Below are 18,381 nucleotides of genomic sequence, written 5' to 3'. Positions count from 1 at the left end.
CGCAGGGAAACATTGGGGATCCATCATTGAACATCATCATCGTTACCGAGCGTGGCGGCACCAGCAGGGCATTGCAGCTTTCCTCGCCCTGGGTCATCACCGGCCTCGCAGGCATCCTGTTGATGCCGATCATCACCGCGTTGCTGGTATGGCAACTGGGCGGGTCGCAGGAGCCGGCCGACGACAGCGTCGCGGCGCTGGATTACGAGCAGGTCTGGCAACAGTCCGCTCAGGATTATGAGCTGGGTTCGGACTATATAAAGGAAGAATCCCGCGTGCAATTGGAACACATGACCCAGCAGCTGGCGCGCCTGCAGACCAGGCTGTCCCGCCTTGACGCGCTGGGCGAGCGGATTACCGAGCTGGCCGAGCTGTCCGATGGCGAGTTTGATTTCAACACCGAGGATCCCGGCATGGGCGGCCCGGAGCTGCCCAGCGCCAGCGGTGCCAGCGAGGGCGAGGATGTGCAGGCGGTGCTTGATCGTCTCAGCGCCCGGGTCGAAGACCGTGCCCAGCAACTCCAGTTGCTGGAGGAGCTGATGCTCAACCGCAAGACGGACGCCGATGCCGCCCTGGACTTCACCCCGGTGAAAACCGGCTACATCTCCTCCGGCTTCGGCCGGCGCGCCGACCCCATTACCCGGCGTATCGCCATGCACTCGGGCCTGGACTTCGCCGCCCCGCAGGGCACGCCGATCCACGCAGTGGGCGCCGGTGTGGTCACCTTTGCCGGTCGCCGTGGCGCCTACGGCAACATGATCGAGATCAGCCACTCCGGTGGTTACAAGACCCGTTACGCCCATGCCCACACGTTCAACGTGAAGAAGGGCGATCTGGTCAGGAAGGGTGAGCAGATTGCCACCGTTGGCTCCACCGGTCGCTCGACCGGTCCGCACCTGCACCTGGAAGTCTACCGTAACGGCAAGGCCATCGACCCGGCCCGCTTCCTCGCACTGAAGTGACATGGGCGCTGCAGATCCGTGCAGCGCTTCGCGTATTCCCCCCGTTGTTTCCACCATGCCCCGTCCAACGGGGCAGGTTTGCCGCTGCTCGGTTTATTGTCGCGAGAGTTTCAGAGTAGAATGGTTTTTTTCGGTGAACCGCCTTAGTACGGAACAGCGCCACTCCTCATCAAACGGATACTGAAGTCGACTATGTTTGCGCCCCTATTGAAGAAAATGTTTGGAAGCAAGAACGAGCGCGAGTTGAAGCGCATGCAGAAGATGGTGCATGCGGTCAACGCCCTCGAGGAAGGCTTGAATGGACTCAGCGATGAGCAGTTGAAGGCCAAGACCGTCGAATACAAGGAACGTGTGAGCAAGGGCGAGAGTCTCGATTCCATCCTCCCTGAAGCCTTTGCGCTGGTTCGCGAGGCCAGCAAGCGGGTCATGGGCATGCGTCACTTCGACGTACAGCTCATCGGTGGACTGGTGCTGCACGAAGGCAAGATCGCCGAGATGAAGACCGGTGAGGGCAAGACGCTGGTGTCGACGCTGCCGGCTTACCTGAACGCTCTGACCGGCAAGGGTGTGCACGTGGTCACCGTGAACGACTACCTGGCCCGCCGTGACGCGAACCTGATGCGTCCGCTGCACGAGTTCCTGGGTCTCACGGTTGGGGTGGTGGTGCCCTTCCAGGACCCCGAGGAGAAGCGTGCCGCATACCGCTGCGATATCACCTACGGCACCAACAACGAATTCGGCTTCGATTACCTGCGCGACAACATGGCCTTCCGGCTGGAGGACAAGTTCCAGCGTGAGCTGAACTTCGCCATCGTTGACGAGGTGGATTCCATCCTCATCGACGAGGCGCGCACCCCGCTGATCATCTCCGGTCCGGCCCAGGACAGCTCCCAGCTGTACACCACGGTGAACAGTCTGATCCCGCTGCTCAAGCGCGGCGTACGCCCGGAAGAGGGTGAGGAAGGCATCGACGGCCATTACTACATCGACGAGAAGACCCGTCAGGTCGAGCTCAACGAGGACGGTCATCAGTTCGTCGAAGAGCTGCTGACCAGAGAGGGCCTGCTGGCCGAGGGCGACAGCCTGTACCAGGCGCAGAACCTCAACCTGCTGCATCACGTGCATTCCGCCCTGCGCGCCCATACGCTGTTCCACCGTGATGTGGAGTACATCGTGCAGGACGGTCAGGTGCTGCTGGTGGACGAACACACCGGTCGGACCATGCCCGGCCGGCGGCTGTCCGAGGGCCTGCACCAGGCTATCGAGGCGAAGGAAGGGCTGAAGATCCAGGCCGAGAGCCAGACCCTGGCATCCACCACCTTCCAGAACTATTTCCGCCTGTATAACAAGCTGGCAGGCATGACCGGTACCGCCGATACCGAGGCCTTCGAGTTCCGCCAGATCTATGGCCTGGACGTGGTGGTGATCCCCACCAACAAGCCGATGATCCGCAAGGATTACAATGACCTGGTGTACCTGACGATCGACGAGAAGTTCGCTGCCATTGCCGCCGACATCAAGGGCTGCATGGAAAGCGGTCGCCCCGTGCTGGTCGGTACGGCCTCGATCGAATCCTCGGAAGTGGTATCGCAGCTGCTGAAGAAGGAAGGCATCGCCCACCAGGTGCTGAACGCCAAGTACCACGAGAAGGAAGCGGAAATCATCGCCCAGGCCGGTCGCCCGGGTGCCGTGACCATCGCCACCAACATGGCCGGCCGTGGTACCGACATCATCCTCGGCGGCAGCTGGGAGGCGGAGATCGCCAGCCTGGAAGACCCGACCCCCGAGCAGATCGACCAGATCAAGGCCGAGTGGCAGGAGCGCCACCAGCAGGTGCTGGACGCCGGCGGCCTGCACATCATTGCCTGCGAACGCCATGAGTCCCGTCGTATCGACAACCAGCTGCGTGGTCGCGCCGGCCGTCAGGGCGACCCGGGTTCCAGCCGGTTCTATCTGTCGCTGGAAGACAACCTCATGCGCATCTTCGCCTCCGATCGGGTGAAGAACTTCATGAAGGCGCTGGGCATGGAGAAGGGCGAGGCGATCGAGCACCGCATGGTCACCAATGCCATCGAGAAGGCCCAGCGCAAGGTCGAAGGCCGCAACTTCGACATCCGCAAGCAGCTGCTGGAATACGACGACGTCGCCAACGAGCAGCGCAAGGTGATCTACACCCAGCGCAACGAGATTCTTGCCGCCGAATCCGTGGAAGAGACCATCAAGGCGATCCGCGATGACGTGGTGCAGAGCGCGGTTGCCCAGTACATGCCGCCCAACAGCCTGCCCGAGCAGTGGGATATCCCCGGTCTGGAGCAGCACCTGCGCACCGAGCTGGCGCTGGACCTGCCGGTGCAGCGGTGGCTGGAGGAAGACGATTCCCTGCAGGAAGATGGCGTACAGGAGCGGGTGCGCGAGGCGCTGGTGGCGGCCTACGCCGAGAAGGAAGCGCTGGCCGGAGCTGAGACCCTGCGGACCTTCGAGAAGCAGATGCTGCTGCGGGTGCTGGATGACCTGTGGAAGGAACATCTGGCGACCATGGACCACCTGCGCCAGGGCATCCATCTGCGCGGCTACGCTCAGAAGAACCCGAAACAGGAATACAAGCGCGAGGCCTTCGAGCTGTTCGAGCAGATGCTGGAGTCGATCAAGCATGACACCATCCGCGTGCTGAGCCATGTGCAGGTGCGCCAGGAAGACCCGGCGGAGGAGGAGGCCCGTTTGCGCCGTCAGGCCGAAGAGCTGGCCCAGCGCATGCAGTTCAAGCATGACGCGGCGCCGGGTGTCGAGGCAGATCCGGAGGAGATGGGTGAGGAGCGCGCCGAACCGGCACCGGCCACACCGATCACCCGGGACGGCCCCAAGGTCGGTCGCAACGATCCCTGCCCCTGTGGATCGGGCAAGAAGTACAAGCAATGCCACGGGAAGATAAGCTGATCCGGCCGGCGGGTAGATAGCCTGCGGGCCCGTGGGCGCGCAGGCTACCGCCCAATCGCCCCGAGGTCGGGGCTCCTACAAACGGGGGATAACTTCCCAGGTTTAGAGGAGCCCCGACCCCGGGGCGATTGGCGTGCATAGCACGCCATCCGAACCGCGGAGGGCCAGCCCAACCCGTAGGAGCTCCGACCCCGGGGCGATTGGCGTGCACAGCACGCCATCCGAACCGCGGAGGGCCAGCCCTACCCGTAGGAGCCCCGACCCCGGGGCGATTGGCGTGCACAGCACGCCCAACCAAACCCCGGCCGCCCACCCGGCGACGGGTAAAACAACGCAACTCACCGGAGATTACACACATGCCCGTCGGTCTCGGCCCGCTCCCGACCCTTTACCCCGTTCCCGGCTTCCGCCTGGGTATTGCCTCTGCCGGCATCAAGCGGGCAGGGCGCAAGGATGTTGTTGTCATGGAGGCTGCCCCGGGCAGTCAGATGGCGGGCGTGTTCACCACCAACGCGTTCTGCGCCGCCCCCGTGACCCTGTGCAAACAGCACCTCGCCCACGCCCCGCGCTACCTGCTGACCAACACCGGCAACGCCAACGCCGGCACCGGACAGCCGGGTATGCAGGCCGCGCTGCGCACCTGTGAGGCCCTGGCCGGCCTGGTGCAGGTCGAGCCACAACAGGTCCTGCCCTTCAGCACCGGCGTGATCGGCGAGCTGCTTCCGGCGGACAAGATCATCGCCGTGCTGCCCCAGGCGCTGGACGATCTGGCCGAGGACAACTGGGCCACCGCCGCCGAAGGCATCATGACCACCGACACCCTGCCCAAGGGCGCCAGCCGCCGGATCACCCTCGCCGGGCAGACCGTCACCATCACCGGTATCTCCAAGGGTGCCGGCATGATCCGACCGAACATGGCGACCATGCTCGGTTACGTCGCCACCGATGCCCGAGTCGCCCAGCCGGTGCTGCAGCATATGCTGCGCCAGGCGGCTGACCTGTCCTTCAACCGCATCACCATCGACGGCGACACCAGCACCAACGACTCCTGCCTGCTGATTGCCACCGGGCAGGCGGCAATGGATGAGATCACCGACCTGACCAGCGACGAATACGCCACGCTGGCTGCGGCAGTGAACGAGGTCATGCTCGAGCTGGCCCAGGCCATCGTCCGTGACGGCGAAGGGGCAACCAAGTTCGTGACGGTGCAGGTCAACGGCGGGGCCGACCGCGACGAATGTCTGGATGTGGCCTATGCCGTGGCCCATTCGCCCCTGATCAAGACCGCGCTGTTCGCCTCCGACCCGAACTGGGGGCGTATCCTCGCCGCGGTGGGCTATGCCGGCGTGCCGGATCTGGACGTGGAGCGCATCGACGTCTATCTGGATGACGTGTGCATCACCCGCAACGGTGGTCGCGCAGCGGAATACACAGAGGAGCAGGGCGCCCGGGTCATGGCCCAGGCCGAACTGACCATCCGCATCGAGCTGGGCCGTGGTGACATCAGCGAAACGATCTGGACCACCGACCTCTCCCACGAATACGTGCGCATCAACGCCGAATACCGCACCTGACAGGCTGATGGCGCCCGGCTCACGGGCGCCGCTCCCCCCGTCCGATTTCAGGGGCAGCCGGTCACCTCGGCCTGCTGTACCCGCGCCCGTCCCACCCGATTGATGATCAGCTGCCTGCCCTTCGCTCCTGCCCGGTTGGGACAGAAACTGAAGGTGCCCGACTGGAATCCCCCATTGAGCAGCTCCGACTCGCCCTGGCGGTTGTAGCGAACGTAGGTCGCGATATTGGTGTTGGCCTGGATCGGTATGATGCCGCCCAGCCGCTCCTCGCGAAGCAGAGGCTCGCCGGGGTCGTGAACGCCGTCATCATTCTCATCGACGAAGATTACCCAGCCGGCGTCCCATCGCCCGTCGTCCGGCGCCATGGTTACATGGCGGTTCCGGCGGATCGCCTCGCTGCGGGTGAAATGAATGCTGCGCAGCAGGGTGTCGACGCTGCTGTCCATGCGCTGATTGTCGATCAGCCCGCCGAAGGCGGGCATGCCTATGGCAAGCATGATCGCCAGTACCGCAACGGCCACCATCATCTCGACCAGGGTGAAGCCACGGCTGGGCATGGCGCAGACCTCCTCAGTGAAAGGGGCTACTGCCAACGCTGCCCGTGAACATGGCCGCTCAGGCTACAACCCCGGGCCGGGCAGGCAAAGTGGTCTGGGCGATATATGGGAAGGGCGTCACAACGGCCCGGCAAAAACAGAGCGGCCGGAGATTCAGTGGCTTCGCGTCAGCGGCGCTCCAGCAGTACTCCAGCTTCCATATGGTGGGTATAGGGGAACTGGTCGAACAGGGCGCAGCGCGTGATCCGGTGGCTGTCCTGCAGTTCGGCTATGTTTGCCGCCAGGGTTTCCGGGTTGCAGGAGATGTACAGGATCCGTGGGTAGCCCTTCACCAGCTGCAGCGTGGCAGGGTCGAGACCGGCGCGGGGCGGGTCGACGAACACGGTGCCGAACTCATAGCCGCTCAGATCAATGCCCTGCAGGCGACGGAACTCGCGCACCCCGGTCAGGGCCTGGGTAACTTCCTCGCTGGCAAGCCGCACCAGGGTGACGTTGTCCACCTGATTATCGGCAATGTTCTCCAGCGCCGAACGGACCGAGCTCTTCGACAGCTCGGTGGCCAGTACCCGCCGGAAGCGGGTCGACAGGGGCAGGGTGAAGTTGCCATTGCCGCAGTACAGTTCCAGCAGATCGTCGTCGTTGCGACCGGCAGCCGCCAGCGCCCAGCTCAGCATATGCTGGTTGACGCAGCCATTGGGCTGGGTGAAACCCCCTTCCACCTGCTGATAGCGCCAGGTGCGGCCGTCCACCTGCAATTGTTCGACAACGTAATCACGCTCCAGCACCCGCCGCCGACCGCGACTGCGGCCGATCAGCAGGATACCCAGCTCATCCGCCAGCCTGCGGGCAGCGGTGTCCCACTGCTCGTCGATGGGGCGGTGGTAGCACAGGGTTACCAGCGCCTCGCCGGACAGGGTGGTCAGGAACTCCACCTGGAACAACCGGTGGCCCAGTTCCGGGTCGGCCTTGCAGGCTTCCAGCAGCGGCATCATCAGGTCGTTGATCCGGCGGCTGGCGATGGGCAGCTGATTGATCAGGATCGGCTGGCGGTTGCCGCCGGGTTCGAACATGGCGTAGTGCGGCTGACCGTCCTCGTACCACAGGCGAAACTCAGCCCGCAGGCGGAAGTGCTCAACCGGCGAGGCAAACACCTCGGGCGCGGGGGCGTCGAAGGGTTGCAGCAGCTCGACCAGGCGCTCGCGCTTGGCCTGCAACTGCTGATCGTAACCCGCCGGATCAAACGCCACTGCCATCAGCTGAAGAACCCGAGCTTGACGATGAACAGCGCAGACAGCACATACAGGCTGGCATTGAGGTCACGCCAGCGCCCGGACAGCAGCTTGATCGCAGTCCAGGTGATAAAGCCCAGAGCAATGCCGTTGGCGATGGAGAAGGTCAGCGGCATGACCAGCGCGGTCACCACCACAGGGGCAGCCTCGGTCAGATCTTCCCAGTTCACCTGCACCAGACCACTGGTCATCAGCACCGCAACAAAGAACAGCGCGGGCGCGGTAGCAAAGGCCGGAACCGCGCCGGCCAACGGTGACAGAAACAGACTCAGCAGAAACAGCGCTGCCACCACACAGGCGGTCAGGCCGGTACGGCCGCCCACCGCAGTACCTGCAGCGGATTCCACATAACTGGTAGTGGTGGATGTACCCATCAGCGAACCGGCCATGGTCGCGGTGCTGTCGGCCATCAGGGCGCGACCCAGGCGCGGCAGCTTACCGTTCTCATCCACCAGGCCGGCCTTCTGCGCGACGCCGATCAGGGTGCCGGAGGTATCGAAGAGGTCGACGAAGAGGAACGCGAAGATCACGCTGACCAGGCCCACATCCAGTGCGCCGCGCAGATCGAGCTCCATGAAGGTGGGCGCCAGGCTCGGCGGAGCCGAGACGATACCGTCGGCCTGGGTAAATCCGAACAGCAGGCTGAGGCCGGTAATCAGCAGAATGCCGATCATCACCGCACCGGTTACCTGACGATAGGCCAGTGCCACAATCACCACGAAGCCCAGCGCGGCGAGCAGGGGGGCCGGCTGGGTCATGTCGCCAGCGCCAACCAGAGTCGCCGGATGATCCACCACGATGCCAGCGCTTTTCAGTGCAATCAGCGCCAGGAACAGGCCGATGCCGGCGGCAATGGCCGAACGCAGCGGCATCGGAATACTGTTGATCACCCACTCACGGATCCTGAAGATGCTCAACAGGAAGAACAGGAAGCCGGAAATGAACACCGCCCCCAGCGCCACCTGCCAGCTGTAGCCCATGGAGCCGACCACGGTGTAGCTGAAGAAGGCGTTGAGCCCCATGCCAGGCGCCAGCGCAATCGGGTAGTTGGCCCAGGCGCCCATGATCAGCGAACCCAGCGCCGCGGCCAGACAGGTCGCCACAAAGGCTGCGCCGGGGTCGATGCCGGCATCGGCCATCATCATCGGGTTGACGAAGATGATGTATGCCATGGTCAGAAAGGTCGTGACACCGGCAAGGATCTCGGTGCGCACAGTGGTGCCATGGGCTTTGAGTTGAAACAGCTTTTCCAGCATGGTGGGAGTCCCGTCGAAGGAGGCCGAGAAAAGCCGGGCATTCTAGCCTAAATGCGGTGGGCAAGCAGCAACTTCCGGCGACGGGTCGTCGCGCCGCAGTCGGGAAACGGATGAATTTTTGCGCCCGGTATGTCAGGCTTGGCGGTCATTTTTCAGGAGAGCAGTCATGAGCCAGAACATTCAAACCGACGAACAGCGCGTCAGCTACGGCATTGGCCGTCAGATGGGCGACCAGCTGCTGTCGAGCAACATCCCCGACCTGACCGTCGAACTGGTGCTGGCCGGTCTGCGTGATGCCTATACCCAGCAGCCGAGCCAGGTGGACGAGAACGACATGCAGGCTGCCTTCCAGACCCTGCAGGCCAAGATGCAGGCGCTGGCCGAAGAATCCGCCCGTGCCGCAGGCAAGGCCGGGATCGAGTTCCTCGAGCGCAATGGTGCCCGTGACGGCGTCGTCACCCTGGCGTCCGGTCTGCAGTACGAAGTGATCAGCGAGGGCGACGGTGCCACGCCAACCGCCAGCTCCACTGTGCGTACCCATTACGAAGGCACCCTGATCAGCGGTGAGGTGTTCGACAGCTCCTACAAGCGCGGCCAGCCGGCCGAGTTCCCGGTGGGCGGCGTGATCGCCGGCTGGACCGAGGCGCTGCAGCTGATGAAGGAAGGTGCCAAGTGGCGGCTGTACATCCCGTCCAACCTGGCCTACGGCGAACGCGCCGCCGGCAGCATCCCGCCGCACAGCACACTGATCTTCGATATCGAGTTGATCAAGGTTCTGTAAGTCGGAGCAGGCGGCAGGGCGCCCTCCGGGCGCCAATCGCCCCGGGGTCGGGGCTCCTACGGGAGCGCGGTTATGCTGAGGGGGGAGGGGCTGCTCCGCAGCCCAATCGCCCCGGGGTCGGGGCTCCTACGGGGGCGCGGTTATGCTGGTGATGGAGGGACTGCTCCGCAGCCCAATCGCCCCGGGGTCGGGGCTCCTACCGACGGGCAGGAAGTATGCGTGCAGATATGAACGAACAGGTTTTGTAGGAGCGGCGCCGGAACGCCGGACCGCCCCGCCGCGATAGGCGTGCAAAGCACGCCCGAAACCGGCACCCACTACGCTCGTTGTAGGAGCCCCGACTTCGGGGCGATTGGCGTGCAAAGCACGCCCGGGTCAGGGCGCAGACCCTGCCTCAATACTCCCGATCCACCGCAAAGCGCGCCAGTTGCTCCAGCGCGTCCCGATATACCGAAGCCGGCAGCTTCGCCAGCTGGCTGATCGCCTCATCCGAATGCCTGCGGGCCAGCGCTGCAGTGTAATCAAGCGCACCGCTGACTCTCACTGCCTCGCTGATCAGGCTGATGTCTTCCACGCCGCCCTTCTGAATCGCCTTGCGCACCAGCTCCGCCTGCTCGGCGGTGCCCTCGCGCATGGTATAGATCAGCGGCAGGGTTGCCTTGCCCTCGGCCAGGTCGTCGCCCACGTTCTTGCCCATGGCCTCGGCGTCCCCGGTGTAGTCCAGCAGGTCGTCCACCAGCTGGAAGGCAATGCCCAGCGAGTCGCCGTAGCAGCGCAGCGCTTCAACCTGCTCCGCCGGGGCGTCAGCCAGAATGGCGGCAGTGTGGGTGGATGCCTCGAACAGCATGGCAGTCTTGCTGCGGATGACTTCCATATAGGTGGCTTCATCGGTGCTGGCGTCGCGCACCTTGGACAGCTGCAGCACTTCGCCCTCGGCAATCACGTTGGTGGCGCTGGCCAGCACGCGCATGATGCGCATGTCGTTCAGCTCCACCATCATTTCGAAGGAGCGCGAGTAGAGGAAGTCGCCGACCAGCACGCTGGCGGCATTGCCCCACAGCGCATTGGCGGTGGAGCGGCCGCGGCGCATGTCGGAGGTGTCGACCACGTCGTCATGCAGCAGGGTGGAGGTGTGCATGAATTCGATGATGGCGGCGAGCATGTGCGGGCGCTCATCGGCCAGACCACAGGTGCGCGCACCGAGCAGCACGACCAGGGGCCGCAGTCGCTTGCCGCCGGCGCTGATAATGTAGTTGCCAATCTTCTCGACAAGGGGGACGCGAGAATGCAACTGACGCATGATCAACTGATTGACGGCTTCAAAATCATCAGTGACTGCAGTATAAAAAGGCAGGGTCGTCATCTACAGCACGCTTTCAGAAAGGATGCGCGGCATGCTAGGCGGCGACTGGCCTGCTGTCAAGGAAGCCGCGTGTTTGAGGGCTGTGGCAGGGTGCTCACGAGGACACGATTGCCGTTGCTTTCTGCTTTGCTTGTCGGTAGAATCCCCGCCCCTGAAAACCGATTTACAGCATCCCTGTTTTGACAATGGCAAGGTCGGGCCCGATAGGCGGGTTCACTTGCAGCCATGCCGGCCACTAACCATTATTCCCAAGCGCCGGGTGAGCAGGATTACGGAGAAAGCAACATGTACGCAGTTATTGTTACCGGTGGCAAGCAGTACAAGGTCGCCGAAGGCGAGTTTCTGAGAGTAGAAAAGCTGGAAGCCGAAACCGGCGCCACCATTGAATTCGATCGCGTACTGCTGGTCGGTAACGGTGACGATGTCACCATCGGTGCACCCGTCGTCGAAGGTGCCAAGGTGACTGCTGAAGTCAGCGCCCACGGTCGTGGCGACAAGATTCGCATCATCAAGTTCAAGCGCCGCAAGCACCACATGAAGCGCATGGGCCACCGTCAGTGGTACACCGAAATCAAGATCACCGGCATCTCTGCCTAAGTATTGAGGAGTAAGAACTCATGGCACACAAAAAAGCAGGCGGTTCCACACGCAACGGTCGCGATTCAGAAGCCAAACGACTTGGTGTGAAGCTGTACGGTGGCCAGCAGGCTACTGCCGGTAACATCATCGTTCGCCAGCGCGGCACCGAGTTCCACGCCGGCAAGGGCGTTGGTATGGGCAAGGATCACACTCTGTTCGCCAAGGTCGACGGCGTGATCAAGTTCGAAGTCAAAGGTGAATTCAAGCGTCGCTACGTGAGTGTCGTAGCAGGCTGAAAGCCCCTCTGATCCAGAAAGCCCTGTCTTGCGACGGGGCTTTTTTGTTTGTAGCGTTGGTACAATAGTTCTTCCATTTACCCCTTGTCAGGGGGAGCAAAATGAAATTCGTAGATGAAGTGTCCATCACCGTGAAGGCGGGCGATGGTGGCAATGGCTGCATGAGCTTCCGCCGGGAAAAGTTCATTCCCAAGGGCGGTCCGGACGGCGGTGACGGTGGTGATGGTGGCTCCATTTTCCTGGAGGCCGATCCCAACCTGAACACCCTGGTCGATTACCGCTATACCCGCCGTTTCAACGCCCAGCGGGGCGAGAACGGCCGCGGCTCCGACTGCACCGGCGCCAAGGGCGAGGATATGGTGCTGCGGGTACCGGTAGGCACCACCGTGGTCGACGCCGGCACCCAGGAGATCATCGGCGACCTGACCGAGCCGGGCCAGCGTCTGTTGGTGGCCCAGGGCGGTTTCCATGGTCTGGGCAATACCCGTTTCAAGTCCAGCGTCAACCGCGCGCCCCGGCAGACCACGCAGGGCAGCCTTGGCGAGCTGCGTGATCTGAAGCTCGAGCTCAAGGTGCTGGCGGACGTGGGCCTGCTGGGTCTGCCGAATGCCGGCAAGAGCACCTTCATCCGCGCCGTATCTGCCGCCAAGCCCAAGGTCGCGGACTACCCCTTCACCACCATGGTGCCCAATCTGGGCGTGGTGGACGTGGGGCAGCTGCGCAGTTTCGTGATTGCGGACATCCCCGGTGTGATCGCCGGTGCGGCCGAAGGGGCGGGGCTGGGGACGCGTTTTCTCAAGCATCTGTCGCGCACCCGGCTGTTGCTGCACCTGGTCGACATGGCGCCGCTGGATCAGAGCGACCCGGTGGAGGCGGTGGAAACCATCATCCACGAACTGGGCAAGTTCAGTCCGGCGCTGACCCTGCGCGAGCGCTGGCTGGTGCTCAACAAGTGCGACCAGTTGCTGGAAGACGAGCAGCAGGCCATCCTTGATGACGTGGTCGAGCGTCTGGAGTGGGAAGGGCCTGTATTCGTCATTTCCGCCTCCGAGCGTCAGGGTACCGATGCGCTGGCCAAGGAAGTCATGAACTGGCTGGACGAGCGCGAGCTGCGTCTGCAGGAAGACGAAGAGTACGCGGCCGAAATGGCCGAGCTGGATCAGCGCATCGAGGAAGAAGCGCGGGCGCATATCCAGGAACTGGATGATCGTCGTGCACGCAGGAAGGCCGGCCTCGATGATGAGGACGACTTCGATGACGATGATGAAGATGACGAAGACGGACCGGAAATTATCTACGTTCGCTGAGCGGAGCTGAGATTGCATGCGTGACAAGGTGACTACCGCGCGGCGGTGGGTGATCAAGATTGGCAGTGCGTTGTTGACCGCAGATGGGCGCGGCCTGGATCGTGAATCCATGACCGTATGGGTAAGGCAGATGGTCGCCCTGCGCAACAGTGGCGTGGATGTGGTGCTGGTGTCGTCCGGCTCCATCGCCGCGGGCATGACCCGGTTGGGCTGGAAGGAGCGCCCGACCAGCATCCATCAGCTGCAGGCAGCGGCCGCGGTCGGCCAGATGGATCTGGTGCATGCCTGGGAAGGCAGCTTCGAGGAGCATGGGTTCACCACTGCCCAGGTGCTGCTGACCCATGACGACCTGTCCGACCGCAAGCGTTACCTCAACGCCCGCAGTACCCTGCGCAGCCTGCTGGATCTGGGGGTGATCCCGGTGATCAACGAGAACGACACCGTGGTTACCGACGAGATTCGCTTCGGCGATAACGACACCCTCGGCGCGCTGGTTACCAATCTGGTCGAGGCCGACCTGTTGGTGATCCTGACCGACAAGGACGGTCTGTACACCGCCGACCCCGGTCGCGACCCGAACGCCGAACTGATCGCCGATGCCATGGCCGACGACCCGCGGCTCGACGCCATGGCCGGCGGCAGCGCCGGCGCACTGGGCCGCGGCGGCATGCAGACCAAGCTGCGCGCAGCCCGTCTGGCTGCCCGCTCGGGGGCCAGTACGGTGATTGTCGGCGGTCGCATCGAACAGGTGATCAACCGCCTCAAGGCGGGAGAGCAGGTAGGTACGCTGCTGCTGCCGGAGAAGGGCATGCTGGCCGCACGCAAGCAGTGGCTGGCAGGCCATCTGCAGACCCGCGGCCGGCTGCTGATCGACGACGGCGCCGTGCGCGCCCTGCGCAGTTGCTCCAGCCTGTTGCCGGTCGGCGTGAAGGCGGTGGAAGGCAACTTCCGGCGCGGCGAAATGGTCGTCTGTGCCGCCCTTGACGGCACCGAAATCGCCCGCGGCCTGGTCAACTACGGCTCCCAGGAAGCCAGCAAGATCCTCGGCCAGCCCAGCGAATCCATCGCCAGTATCCTCGGCTATGTGGACGAGCGGGAGCTGGTGCACAGGGACAATATGGTGCTGGTCTGAGGACCAGCGCCGCGCGCCAATCTCTATCGGGGCTCCGGCCCCGAACTGCTCCTCTCTTCCTTCTCTGTACTGCTCTCTCCGGCGGTTCCTCCTGCCCCGTATGGTCCCTGCTGTGCCGCGCCGCTCCTGCTCCGCGCGGTTCGTGCTGCGCTGTGCCGCTCCTGCTCCGCGCGGTTCCTGCGGCGCTGTGCCGCCCACTTCGCGCGGCCCCTGCTGCGCTGCGCGATGTAGGAGCGGCGACCCCGCCGCGATTGGCGCGCAAAGCGCGCCCCGGGGGCTTGCTCTGAACCCTCTGAGCCCGCCAACAACCCTCCCATCGCCCCGAGGTCGGGGCTCCTACCGGTCCGGTGGCGCAGTGTAGGAGCGGCGCCGGAGCGCCGGACCGCCCGCCGCGATTGGCGCGCAAAGCGCGCCCCGGGGGCTTGCTCTGAACCCTCTGAGCCCGCCAACAACCTTCCCATCGCCCCGAGGTCGGGGCTCCTACCGGTCCGGTGGCAAGCGCGTGCAGGGTGGCTGGCGCATATAGGTGGCGGCGGACGCGCACAGGTCCGGTGGTCGGCACACCTCGGAACACAGGCACAAAAAAACCGGCTCATTGAGCCGGTTTTTCGTATCAGCGCAGAACGCGATCAGGCAGCGGTAGCCAGTGCCTTGATGTGCGCGTTCAGGCGGCTCTTGTGGCGAGCGGCCTTGTTCTTGGCGATGATGCCCTTGTCGGCCATGCGGTCGATGACCGGAACAGCAGCAGTGTAGGCGGCTTGAGCTTTCTCAAGATCCTTGGCGTCGATCGCTTTTACAACGTTCTTGATGTAGGTACGAACCATGGAGCGCAGGCTTGCATTGTGATTGCGGCGCTTCTCGGCCTGCTTGGCGCGTTTCTTGGCTTGAGGTGAGTTGGCCACCGTCTTGCTCCTCAGAAAATCGGTTGATTAGGGTATAAATAAGGTCGCGTACTTTGCCGCACAGCCCGGCCGATGTCAAGGGGAGAAGCCGGGCGAGCGCGAGGTGTTGGCGGGGCGATTGCTGCCGACCCACCAGCAGCGCACATGGTAACAGACAGAACCCGGATCCCGCAGCACCATGGAGGGCCGAGTTCCATCTCGGCCAAGTGGGTTGCGCAGAGCTCGCCGTGTCGAGATGGAACTCGACATTCCCAAAGTGAGCAGCGCTGCGGCTTATCACACGACCGCCGGCGAAACGCAAAAAGTGCCGGTTCCTTGGAGGGCCGAGTTCCATCTCGGCCATTGGGGTTGGCAGAGAGCTCGCCGTGTCGAGATGGAACTCGACATTCCCAGGACTGAGCAGCGCTGCGGCTTATCACGCGACCACCAGCGAAACGCAGAAGGTGCCGGTTCCTTGGAGGGCCGAGTTCCATCTCGGCCATGTGGGTTGCAGAGAGCTCGCTGTGTCGAGATGGAACTCGACATTCCCAGAGTGAGCAGCGTTGCGGCTTATCACACGACCGCCGGCGAAACGCAGAAAGTGCTGGTTCCTTGGAGGGCCGAGTTCCATCTCGGCCATGTGGGTTGCGGAGAGTTCGCCGTGTCGAGATGGAACTCGCCGCTCCATCCCCGCTTCGCACAAAGTGTCCAAACAGAACCGGTTAGCGCTATGATCCCCATCCGTATTGACCGGCTCCGCGGGACAGGTCGTCACCGTGCGCACCAGCGGGCCGCTAAACCAACCGCCTGGATCGATCCTATTAAATGACCGAAACCACACCGCCGCCCAAGCCCGACGACAAAGCCCACAGTCTCCTGCGTTCCGGCATGGTCGTCAGCATCATGACCATGCTTTCCAGGGTGCTGGGTATGGTGCGGGACGTGGTGGTAGCCGCCTATTTCGGCTCCAAATCCGAGGCCGACGCCTTTTTCATCGCCTTCAAGATCCCCAACTTCCTGCGCCGGCTGTTCGCGGAGGGCGCCTTCGCCCAGGCCTTTGTGCCGGTGCTTTCGGAATACCGCACAAAATACACGCTCGCCGAGGTGCAGAATCTGGTCAACCGGGTCGCGGGCACGCTGGGCCTGACGCTGGCTGGCATCACCATGATCGGGGTGGCAGGTGCGCCGGTGCTGATCACCCTGTTTGCCCCCGGCTTCTACGGCCAGACCGAGAAGCTGGAGCTGGCCACCCAGATGCTGCGCATCACCTTTCCCTACCTGTTCCTGATCTCGCTGACCGCCCTGTGCGGCTCGATCCTGAACAGTTACGGACGCTTCGCGGTACCTGCCTTTACGCCGGTGCTGCTCAATGTGTGCATGATCGGCGCGACCGTCCTCATGACTCCCTACTTCGATCAGCCGATTCTCGCGCTGGCCTGGGGTGTATTCATCGCTGGGGTGGTGCAGCTGCTGTTTCAGCTGCCGTTCCTCGCGCAGATCAGACTGCTGCCGATCCCGCGACCCGACCGTCGCCATGAAGGTGTAAAACGCATCATGACGCTTATGGTGCCGGCGCTGTTCGGCGTGTCGGTCAGTCAGATCAACCTGCTGCTGGATACCGTGCTGGCGTCGTTCCTGCAGACGGGCAGCATTTCGTGGCTGTATTACGCTGACCGCCTGTCTGAGCTGCCGCTGGGGGCTTTCGGGATTGCCATCGGCACGGTGATTCTGCCGGCGCTGTCGCGTCAGCATGCCGGTGAAGACCCGAAGGCCTTCGCCGCGACGCTGGACTGGGCAGTGCGCATGGTGCTGCTGGTAGGCGTGCCGGCGGCGCTGGCGTTATTGCTGCTGGCCGAGCCGCTGATTGCCACGCTGTTCCATTACGGTGCCATGACCGAGCGCGACGTGGTGCAGTCGGCCAACGCCCTGCGTGCGTACGCCGTGGGGGTGATGACGTTCATGCTGATCAAGGTGCTGGCGCCCGGCTATTTCGCTCGTCAGGACATGAAGACGCCGGTACGTATCGCGGTGATCTGCATGGTCGCCAACATGGGCCTGAACCTGATTCTGGTGTGGCCGCTGGCGCATGTCGGCCTGGCCCTGGCAACCTCGCTGTCTGCGCTGCTCAACGCTGGGATGTTGTGGTGGGGGCTGCGCAAGATCGGTGTGTATCAGGCCCAGCCTGGCTGGCCGATGTTCACTCTCAGGCTGATTATTGCCTGCGCTGCGCTGGCTGCGGTGGTGATGTGGCTGGGGCAGGATGTGCAGCAATGGTTTGATTGGGGTTGGCAGCAGAAGGTATGGGAGATGACCGTGCTGGTGCTGGCCGGTATCGCCGTGTTTGTGGTTGCGCTGGCGGCGACGGGCATGCGGATGCGGCATTTGCGGCGGTAGGTTTTATGTGGCCACCGAGGGCACCGGAACCCATCGCCCCGAGGTCGGGGCTCCCACCACATCGCCCCATGACGCCACCCCCCGTAACCCTGTATACTTGGCCGCTTTGACTTCTCTGCCAATATCGAGCTTTATGGAACTGGTCCGCGGCCTGCACAATCTGCGCCCCCGTCATCGGGGATGCGTGGCGACAATCGGGAATTTCGACGGCGTGCATGCCGGTCATCGGGCGATTCTCAAGCGCCTGAAGACCCATGGCGAGCGCCTCGGGCTGCCCGTTTGCGTGGTGATCTTCGAGCCCCAGCCGCGGGAGTTCTTTGCGCCCCAGAGCGCGCCGCCACGCCTGACCCGTCTGCGCGACAAGCTGGCGCTGCTGGAAGAGCAGGGCGTTGACCGGGTATTGTGCCTGGCCTTCAACCGCCGTCTGCGCGAGCTGGCGGCGGACGAGTTCATCCAGCAGGTGCTGATCGACGGTCTCGGTGTGAAGCATCTGGAGGTCGGTGACGACTTCCGCTTCGGCTGTGACCGCGCCGGTGACTTCGATCTGCTGCAGCAGCGCGGTCAGGTCGACGGCTTCACCGTGCAGTCCGCCGATACCATTGCCGACAACGGCGAGCGCGTCAGCAGCACCCGGGTGCGCCAGGTGCTGGCCGAAGCCGATTTCGATATGGCCGAGCGCCTGCTGGGACGCCCGTTCAGCATCACAGGTCGCGTACTGCACGGCCAGAAGCTTGGCCGTAAACTGGGCGCGCCCACTGCCAACGTCCAGCTCAAGCGCCTCAGCGCACCGCTCAACGGTGTGTTCCGGGTCAGCGTCGAGCTGGACGGCACGCGCCAGCTGGGGGTAGCCAACATAGGCAGCCGGCCGACGGTGGAAGGAGACGGCCGCCCCCATCTGGAAGTACACCTGCTGGACTTCAGCGGCGACCTCTACGGCCGCCGCATTACCGTGGTATTCCATGAAAAACTGCGTGACGAACAGCGTTTCGACTCGCTGCAAGCCTTGCAGGACGCCATCAAGGCTGATTTCGACACCGCACGGGCCCAATGGGCCGCCGAACTGAACAAGTGAGCCA

At 63.6% G+C, this 18,381-nt stretch carries 15 protein-coding genes; 10 read left to right on the top strand and 5 right to left on the bottom strand.

Translation table 11 applies throughout. The features are described from left to right. The first annotated feature begins 26 nt into the window (after positions 1-26). The 3 genes from IEW63_RS08445 (at position 27) to argJ (ending at position 5,470) form a co-directional block, all read left to right on the top strand. On the top strand, positions 27-962 hold the full coding sequence (locus tag IEW63_RS08445) for a M23 family metallopeptidase (RefSeq protein WP_188636181.1): 936 nt from the start codon (positions 27-29) through the stop codon (positions 960-962). A gap of 192 nt (positions 963-1,154) precedes the next feature. Continuing rightward, positions 1,155-3,896 (top strand): preprotein translocase subunit SecA, encoded by a 2,742-nt coding sequence (gene secA / locus IEW63_RS08440; RefSeq protein ID WP_188636180.1) that lies wholly within the window; start codon positions 1,155-1,157, stop codon positions 3,894-3,896. A gap of 356 nt (positions 3,897-4,252) precedes the next feature. Then, complete coding sequence (gene argJ / locus IEW63_RS08435) at positions 4,253-5,470, top strand: bifunctional glutamate N-acetyltransferase/amino-acid acetyltransferase ArgJ (protein WP_188636179.1); 1,218 nt, start codon at positions 4,253-4,255, stop codon at positions 5,468-5,470. 47 nt (positions 5,471-5,517) lie between these two features. Here the strand turns inward: argJ and IEW63_RS08430 are convergent, their stop codons facing one another. The 3 genes from IEW63_RS08430 to IEW63_RS08420 form a co-directional block, all read right to left on the bottom strand. Beyond that, entirely contained in the window at positions 5,518-6,027 is a 510-nt protein-coding gene (locus tag IEW63_RS08430) for a GspH/FimT family pseudopilin (protein WP_188636178.1), read from the bottom strand. Positions 6,028-6,194: 167 nt separating this feature from the next. Next, positions 6,195-7,280 (bottom strand): tRNA (uridine(54)-C5)-methyltransferase TrmA, encoded by a 1,086-nt coding sequence (gene trmA, locus IEW63_RS08425; RefSeq protein ID WP_188636177.1) that lies wholly within the window; start codon positions 7,278-7,280, stop codon positions 6,195-6,197. Further along, positions 7,280-8,572: an NCS2 family permease gene (locus IEW63_RS08420; protein WP_188636176.1), complete on the bottom strand. Its 1,293-nt coding sequence runs from the start codon at positions 8,570-8,572 to the stop codon at positions 7,280-7,282. The genes trmA and IEW63_RS08420 overlap by 1 nt, the downstream gene beginning before the upstream one ends. 166 nt (positions 8,573-8,738) lie before the next feature. Here IEW63_RS08420 and bamJ point away from each other — a divergent pair, with 166 nt between their 5' ends. Next, positions 8,739-9,353, top strand: a complete 615-nt coding sequence (gene bamJ, locus IEW63_RS08415) for a BamJ family beta-barrel-assembly machinery protein (RefSeq protein ID WP_188636175.1) — start codon at positions 8,739-8,741, stop codon at positions 9,351-9,353. A gap of 394 nt (positions 9,354-9,747) precedes the next feature. On the opposite strand, the gene IEW63_RS08410 is transcribed toward bamJ, so the two are convergent. Continuing rightward, positions 9,748-10,716, bottom strand: coding sequence for a polyprenyl synthetase family protein (locus IEW63_RS08410; RefSeq protein WP_188636174.1), 969 nt, complete (start codon positions 10,714-10,716; stop codon positions 9,748-9,750). 285 nt (positions 10,717-11,001) lie between these two features. Between IEW63_RS08410 and rplU the strand changes: the two genes are divergently transcribed. The 4 genes from rplU (at position 11,002) to proB (ending at position 14,030) form a co-directional block, all read left to right on the top strand. Next, the gene (gene rplU / locus IEW63_RS08405) at positions 11,002-11,313 is read left to right on the top strand and encodes a 50S ribosomal protein L21 (RefSeq protein WP_188636173.1); all 312 of its coding nucleotides are present in this window, start codon (positions 11,002-11,004) and stop codon (positions 11,311-11,313) included. 20 nt (positions 11,314-11,333) lie between these two features. Continuing rightward, the gene (gene rpmA / locus IEW63_RS08400; RefSeq protein WP_188636172.1) at positions 11,334-11,591 is read left to right on the top strand and encodes a 50S ribosomal protein L27; all 258 of its coding nucleotides are present in this window, start codon (positions 11,334-11,336) and stop codon (positions 11,589-11,591) included. A gap of 101 nt (positions 11,592-11,692) precedes the next feature. Next, on the top strand, positions 11,693-12,898 hold the full coding sequence (gene cgtA, locus IEW63_RS08395; RefSeq protein ID WP_188636171.1) for an Obg family GTPase CgtA: 1,206 nt from the start codon (positions 11,693-11,695) through the stop codon (positions 12,896-12,898). Between the two features lie 16 nt (positions 12,899-12,914). Then, the gene (proB, locus tag IEW63_RS08390) at positions 12,915-14,030 is read left to right on the top strand and encodes a glutamate 5-kinase (RefSeq protein WP_188636170.1); all 1,116 of its coding nucleotides are present in this window, start codon (positions 12,915-12,917) and stop codon (positions 14,028-14,030) included. A gap of 629 nt (positions 14,031-14,659) precedes the next feature. Here the strand turns inward: proB and rpsT are convergent. Beyond that, positions 14,660-14,932, bottom strand: a complete 273-nt coding sequence (gene rpsT, locus IEW63_RS08385; protein WP_090540491.1) for a 30S ribosomal protein S20 — start codon at positions 14,930-14,932, stop codon at positions 14,660-14,662. An 804-nt stretch (positions 14,933-15,736) separates the two neighbouring features. On the opposite strand from rpsT, the gene murJ reads away from it, so the two are divergent. Both murJ and ribF read left to right on the top strand, forming a co-directional pair. Then, complete coding sequence (gene murJ, locus IEW63_RS08380; protein WP_188636169.1) at positions 15,737-17,305, top strand: murein biosynthesis integral membrane protein MurJ; 1,569 nt, start codon at positions 15,737-15,739, stop codon at positions 17,303-17,305. A gap of 133 nt (positions 17,306-17,438) precedes the next feature. Beyond that, entirely contained in the window at positions 17,439-18,377 is a 939-nt protein-coding gene (gene ribF / locus IEW63_RS08375; RefSeq protein ID WP_188636168.1) for a bifunctional riboflavin kinase/FAD synthetase, read from the top strand. The last annotated feature ends 4 nt before the right edge of the window (positions 18,378-18,381 follow it).

Source organism: Halopseudomonas pertucinogena, from assembly GCF_014646575.1.
In the GTDB taxonomy this organism is placed as follows: Bacteria; Pseudomonadota; Gammaproteobacteria; order Pseudomonadales; family Pseudomonadaceae; genus Halopseudomonas; species Halopseudomonas pertucinogena.
Note: the sequence above shows the minus strand (reverse complement) of the source record. Positions and strands in the feature narration are given on the sequence as shown.